This is a genomic window from Gluconacetobacter liquefaciens (assembly GCF_003350405.1).
GTDB classification, from domain to species: domain Bacteria; phylum Pseudomonadota; class Alphaproteobacteria; order Acetobacterales; family Acetobacteraceae; genus Gluconacetobacter; species Gluconacetobacter liquefaciens.
The window spans coordinates 1-7,478 of record NZ_QQAW01000022.1; the positions used below are offsets into that span (position 1 = coordinate 1).

At 63.9% G+C, this 7,478-nt stretch carries 2 protein-coding genes; both read right to left on the bottom strand.

What is annotated here, in order from left to right; all coding sequences use genetic code 11:
- Positions 1–372, bottom strand: a 372-nt coding sequence (locus tag C7453_RS18470; protein ID WP_211311108.1) for a hypothetical protein, incomplete at its 3' end; no start/stop codon positions are given.
- Positions 372–7,466 (bottom strand): beta strand repeat-containing protein, encoded by a 7,095-nt coding sequence (locus tag C7453_RS18475; protein WP_211311109.1) that lies wholly within the window; start codon positions 7,464–7,466, stop codon positions 372–374. The genes C7453_RS18475 and C7453_RS18470, both read right to left, overlap by 1 nt.
- Between the last annotated feature and the right edge of the window lie 12 nt (positions 7,467–7,478).

A 7,478-nucleotide genomic window follows, 5' to 3' on the forward strand; every position in this document is an offset into this window, starting at 1 on the left:
GGCGATGGCATTCAGGTCGGCGAAGCTCAACGGCCGGCCCAGCCGCGCCGCCATCTCACGCCCGAAGGCCGCATCGTCCAGCAACGGCAGGCCGGCATGCAGCACCCCCGCCGTCCCGGCCGGCAGGCCCGTAGCCCGCACCGCCTGGACACCGGGCACGAACACCAGCCCCTTGAGCGCCGGTACCACCACGGCGGCCGATTGCGGCAGCGGCGGTGCTTCCCGGCCCGGCGCCTTCAGCGCATCGGGCGCCGGCGCCGAGGGAAGCTGCCGGGGCGCCAGCCGGTCGTATGCCTGCGCATGCACCAGCTTTGGTGCGAGGACGAGCGAGAAAACAGCGAGCGCGCAGCCCGACAGCAGGGGGGAACGCATCAGAGTGTCTTCTTGTCGAGTTGGTTGGAGACCGAGGAAGATGGCAGCACGATCCGGTAGCCCTGCGCACCGCCATTCCCCAGCGTCGGGTCGGCGGAAACGGAAACACGCGGTCGCGTCAGCAGGAGCGTGTCATGCACACTGCCGCCGTCGGCTGTATTCGCAGCGGGAGTCCGCACCACCATGCCCGTCGCCATCCTCGCCTGGGCCTGGCCATTGCCGCCCGACATGACGAGCGGCCAGAAGATGGGTGTGATTCCCACCGCCGGATTGGGCTGAACGGTATAGACACCCGCCTGGTAGGTCATGACGTAATTACTCAATCCACTTCCCTGCGCATCGGAGATTGCGATGGCATAGGTCCCGGCGGGGCTTCGGCTGGTCGCGGCGGTTGCCAGCGCAACACCGGAAACCGTATCGCCATTCACCAGGCCGACGGTACTGTAGGCGGAACCGTCGAGCGTCGGCGTCTGACCGTAGATACTGGACTGGCTCCCTGCCGTAACGGTCAGTGCAGCGGGCGTAACCCGATCGGTCGCAACATAGACGACCTGATAGCCGGCCGCCGTCACCCCCTGGCCGCCCATGGCCACCGTGCTGCCAGCATTGCTCGTGGCCGTCAGAGACGTGTCCAGCCATGTCAAATGGCTGCCATCGACAAGCCCGGAAGCATCCACGCCGTTGGAGGCCGTATAAGTCACATTGCCGACCGCAGGCGGCGCGTTCTGCCCGTATGTCTGGGTTCCGTCAGCAGAGACCGTAATGTAGGGAAGCGCCTTCAGAACCGGATAGGGCGCGCCGGCAACCCAGACCGCCGCATCGGCAAAGCCGTTGCTGGCCGCGCCATCGATCCATTGCCCCGTCGTCAGCCCATACGTGCCATCCGCTGCACCGTCACCGACACCCGTCGTGGTACCTGCCGTCGAACTGTTGAAATAGGCGCTGCTGATCGTACCCTCGTTCTTCCCGACCAGACCGCCTATGGCCGCACCACTCCCACCCGTAAGGGCACCGGTGGCATAGGCATTCGCGATCTTGCCGAAGACGACCCCGGCCTCATCGGTAGTGCCCGCATTCTCCCCCACCAGGCCGCCGACCCTGGCACCGTCTCCGCCCGAGACGACACCCACAGCATAACTGTTGCTGACCGTGCCGACATTCCCGCCAACCAGCCCTCCGACCCTGCTTCCATTGCCACCGGAAACCGCTCCTGTAGCATAGCTATTCGTGAGCAGGCTCTCATTGTCGCCGACCAACCCGCCAATCAGGTCATCAGATCCCGAGACCGTGCCGGTGGCGTAAGCATTCCTGATCACGCCATCCGCATCTTCGCCCCATCCGGACAGGTTCCACCCCACCAACCCGCCAACAAAGCCAGAATCACCCCGCATGGAAACGGCACCGGTTGCGTAGACATCGCTGATCAGGCCGTCATTCCCGCCAACCAGACCGCCGATGGTCGTACCATTCCCTTCACTCGAAACCGCGCCCGTTGCGAAGGCGTTGGAAATCGTGCCGCTATTCCCCCCGACCAGGCCGCCGAGATAACCATACGCTCCCGAGTCCGATACGGCGGCGGCGGAAGAAGCATTGACGATCGTCCCTAAGTTCGCCCCGACCAGGCCACCAACGGCCATACCATCATTTTTACTCGAAACGGCGCCCGTTGCGACGGCGCCGGAAATCGTGCCGTAATTCCCTCCGACCAGCCCGCCGAGATAACCGTACTCGCCCGAGTTCGAGACGAGCGCGGCGGAAGAAGCGTTGACGATCGCCCCGAAATTCTTCCCTGCCAGGCCGCCAACGGCCAGTGTTCCGTCTCCGCCCCAAACACTTCCGGTCACATATACATTGGCAATCGTACCCTGATTGACGCCCGCCAACGCGCCGATTTCGAGGTCGTCGGCATGCCCCGTCACATTGGCGTCGGCCAGCCGGACATTCTCCACCACGCCATTGCCACTGCCGTCACCGACCTGACCGAACAGGCCGACATAACCGCTGGTCGTGTCATTGATGGTGAGGTTGGCGATGGTGTGGCCAGCACCATAGAAGATACCGGTAAACGCGGAGCTTTCCGCCAGCGGCGCAAAATTGCCCAGGGACGACGCATCGATATCGGCACCAAGGCCATAATTGCCGGCCAGGTTGCCGTCGACAGCCCGAAGGCCGGCAGCGGAAAGAATGGCCGTCACAGGCACACCCGCCGCAGCGCCAAACACCGTATCGCTGCCCGAAAGCACCTGCTGGTTGGCCACAACCGTCAGCAGATAAGGCGTCGTCTGGTTGTTCAGATTCCCCCAGACACCAGCATCGAATCCACCCGGCAGCCCCCCCGCCAGTTGCGCAGTCGTCAGCCCCTGAACGCCGGCAGACGGGCCGGAACCCACCCCGTCCGCCACCGCAGACGTGGACTCGTCGAAATAAGCATTGCCGATCGCGCTATCATTCTGCCCGACCAGACCACCGGCGGTCGCACCATTCCCACCAGTGACGGAACCGGTGGCATAGGCATTCCCGATCTTACCGACGGCGACCGCACCCTCATCGGCAGAGGCCAGATTCTGCCCGACCAGGCCACCGACCGTGGCACCGTCTCCGCCCGAGACGGCACCCGTGGCATAGCTGTTGCCGACCGTTCCGTAATTGACACCGACCAGACCGCCGACCTCGGCGCGATTGCCACCAAAGACCGCCCCTGTCGCATAGCTATTCATCAGCAGGCTCTCATTGTCGCCGACCAACCCGCCAATCACGTCGTCATCAGATCCCGAGACCGTGCCGGTGGCGTAAGCATTGCTGATCGTGCCGTCACTGGACACACCCCAACCGGACATGTTCCATCCGACCAAGCCACCAACGCTGCCATAAGCAGCCCGGCTGAAGATCGCGCCGGTTGCATAAACATCGCTGATCGTGCCTTCATTCCCTCCGGCAAGGCCACCGACGGCGAAGACATCGCCGCCACCCGAGACGACACCCGTTGCGAAGGCATTGACAATCGTGCCGCTATTCCCCCCGACCAGTCCGCCAATATAACCATAATCTCCCGAGACAACGGCAGTGGAATAAGCGTTGCTGATCGTCCCGAAATTCGCCCCCACCAGACCGCCGGTGGCAATGGCATCGTCATGGCCCGATACGGAACCGGCTGCATAGGCATCGGCGACCGTGCCGCGATTGATGCCGGCCAGCGCGCCGATTTCCGCATCGGACGCGCTGCCCGTCACGCTGCTGCCGATCAGCCCGACATTCTCCACCACACCGTTGCCAGTGCCGTCACCAACCTGACCGAACAGGCCGACATAATCGTTGGTCGTGTCATTGATGGTGAGGTTGGCGATGGTATGGCCAGCACCATAGAAAATGCCGGTGAACGCGGCATTTTCCGCCAGCGGCGCAAAATTGCCCAGGGACGACGCATCGATATCGGCACCGAGGCCATAATTGCCGGCTGGATCGCCGTCGATGGCCCGCAGCCCCGCAGCGGAGAGAATGGCCGTCACAGGCGCACCCGCCACGACGCCGTACACCGTATCGCTGCCCGAAAGCACCTGCTGGTTGGCCGCAACCGTCAGCAGATAAGGCGTCGTCTGGTTGTTCAGATTCCCCCAGACACCGGCATCGAATCCACCCGGCAGGCCCCCCGCCAGTTGCGCAGTCGTCAACCCCTGAACGCCGGCAGACGAACCGGAACCCACCCCGTCCGCCACCGCGGACGTGGACGCGTCGAAATAGGCATTGCCGATCTCGCTATCATTCTCCCCGACCAGACCACCGGCAGCCGCACCCTTCCCACCGGTGACAGAACCGGTGGCATAGGCGCTCCCGATCTTGCCAACGAAGGCCGTACCCTCACCGGTAGTGGTAGTCAGATTCTGTCCGACCAGCCCCCCTACCGTGGCACCATCTCCGCCCGAGACAGCACCAGTGGCATAGCTATTGCCGACTGTTCCGCCATTGATACCGACCAGACCACCAAGCCAGGCACCATCTCCGCCCAAGACGGCACCGGTGGCATAACTGTTGCCGACCGTTCCGTAATTCATACCGACCAGACCGCCGACGCTGGTGCCATTGCCACCGAAGACCGCCCCCGTCGCATAGACATTCATCAGGCGGCCGCCACTGGAACCAACAAGGCCGCCAATCTCGCCATCGGTTCCGGAAACCGTACCCGATGCGTAAGCATTGCTGATTGTGCTGTCACCGGACAAATTCCATCCGACCAGGCCGCCGACTGCAGCGGACTCTCCCTGGCTGGAGACATCACCAGTGGCATGGACAGTACTGATCGTACCCTCATTGCCACCGACCAGGCCACCGATGATAATGCCTTCGCTTCCACTCGAAACGGCACCCGTTGCGAAAGCGCTGGTGATCGTGCCGCTATTTCCGCCGACCAGTCCGCCAATATAACCATAGAGTCCCGAGCCCGAGACGGCAGCGGTGGAATAGGCGTTGTTGATCGTCCCGAAATTCGCCCCCACCAGCCCACCGACCGCCAGAGTCTCATTTCCGCCCGAAACGCTTCCGGTCGTGTAGACATTGGCGATCGTGCCCAGATTGACGCCCGCCAGCGGCCCGATTTCGGCCTCGGCCGCACTGCCCGTCACGCGGCTGTTGATCAGGCCGACATTCTCCACCACACCCTTGCCGGCGCGGTCGCCGATCCGAACGAACAGGCCGACATAATCGTTGGTCGTGTCATTGATGGTGAGGTTGGCGATGGTATGGTCAGCACCATAGAAAATGCCGGTGAACGCGGCATTTTCCGCCAGCGGCGCGAAATTGCCCAGGGACGACGCATCGATATCGGCACCAAGGCCATAATTGCCGGCCAGGTTGCCGTCGACAGCCCGAAGGCCGGCAGCGGAAAGAATGGCCGTCACAGGCACACCCGCCGCAGCGCCGAACACCGTATCGCTGCCCGAGAGCACCTGCTGGTTGGCCGCAACCGTCAGCAGATAAGGCGTCGTCTGGTTGTTCAGATTCCCCCAGACACCAGCATCGAATCCACCCGGCAGGCCCCCCGCCAGTTGCGCAGTCGTCAGCCCCTGAACGCCGGCAGACGAACCGGAACCCACCCCGCCCGCCACCGCAGACGTGGACACGTCGAAATAAGCATTGCCGATCGCGCCATCATTCTGCCCGACCAGACCACCGGCAGTCGCACCATTCCCACCAGTGACGGAACCGGTGGCATAGGCATTCCCGATCTTACCGACGACGACCGCACCCTCATCGGTAGAGGCCAGATTCTGCCCGACCAGACCACCGACCGTGGCACCGTCTCCGCCCGAGACGGCACCAGTGGCATAGCTGTTGCCGACCGTTCCGTAATTGACACCGACCAGACCGCCGACCTTGGCGCCATTGCCACCAAAGACGGCCCCCGTCGCATAGACATTCGTTAGCGGGCCGCCACTGGCACCAACAAGACCGCCAATCATGCCACCGGTTCCGGAAACCGTGCCCGATGCATAAGCATTGCTGATCATGCTGTCATCGGACACGTTCCATCCGACCAGACCACCCACTTTGGCGGACGCCCCCTGGCTGGAGACGTCACCAGTGGCATGGACAGTACTGATCGTACCGTCATTGCCACCGACCAGGCCGCCGATGGTGATGCCTTCGCTTCCACTCGAAACGGCACCCGTTGCGAAAGCGCTGGTGATCGTGCCGCTATTTCCGCCGACCAGTCCGCCAATATAACCATAGAGTCCCGAGCCCGAGACGGCAGCGGTGGAATAGGCGTTGTTGATCGTCCCGAAATTCGCCCCCACCAGTCCACCGACCGCCAGAGTCTCATTTCCGCCCGAAACGCTTCCGGTCGTGTAGACATTGGCGATCGTGCCGTAACTGACGCCGGCCAGCGGCCCGATTTCAGCATAGTCCGCACTGCCGGTCACGCGGCTGTTGATCAGGCCTACATTCTCCACCACCCCCTTGCCGGTGCCTTCGCCGATCCGAGCAAACAGGCCGACAAAATCGTTGGTCGTATCATTGATGGTCAGATTGGCGATGGTATTACCCAGCCCATCGAACGTTCCGGTAAACCCGTTTTTCGCCAAAGGCGTGAAATTACCGAAACTGCCCATGTCGAGCGGCCTGGCCAGGGCGTAATAGCCCGTCGTGCCGACGGCATTCTGCAATTCGGTGGGGGTGGTGATCAGCGTATAGCCGTTGCCGTTGATGGTCAGCGGGCTGTTGGTCGCGGTATTCGCCGCGGTCAGGCCCGCACTGGTGAACTGGATGGCGGAACCGCCGAAATTCACCGCCCCGTCGCCGGTGCTGGTGCCGCCGACATTGTTGTTGGCCGTCAGCGTCAGCCTGCCCGCGCCGCTGATGGTCATGCCCGCATTCAGCGTGATGGAATGGTACGCGGTCAGCGTCAGCGTCCCGGTTCCGCTCCACGAGAGCGGTGCATTCACCACGATATCACCGTTCCCGGAGGACGAGACGCCCGCGCCGGAAACGACGCTGGCCGAAGTCTGTTCGGTGACATTGGTGCCGGCATCGAGCGCGCTGTCGATCGTCCCGGCGGCGGCACTGTCGATGGTCAGGTCGTCGGGGTCCAGCAGCCAGCTTCCTCCGGCCCCGGCAGTCACCGACGCCTTGCCCAGCGCCAGCACATGGGCCGAGGTTTCGATCGCCCCACCCCTGCCACCGCCCTTGCCGGCGGCGGCCAGCGTCGCCCCGTCGGCAATCGTGGTCTTCCGGGCGAGATTGACGCCGCCCATGGCGTCGGTGCCCACCAGAATCCGCCCGCCTGCCGCACCCGCCCTGCGCGCCGAGGCCGACAGCACGGCCGTGCCGCCGACCGTCACCGTGCCGCCATTGGCGCGGATCGTCCCTCCCGCACCATCGGCGCGGGTCGCGGCCACCGTGGTGCCGTCGACAGCCACCGACCCGTTCGGCGCGGTCAGCCACACCTGGCCATCGACCGTCTTCGTGCCCGTGGCCTGGATCAGCCCCTGCCGGTTGCCGGCCAGCGCATAGACATTTCCCCCCGCCGAAGCCAGCGTCGCCGCCGCCGCCTGGATGCGCCCGGTATTGGTGACGTTCCCCTTCGCCTTGCTGTCGGCCACCACATAGATGCC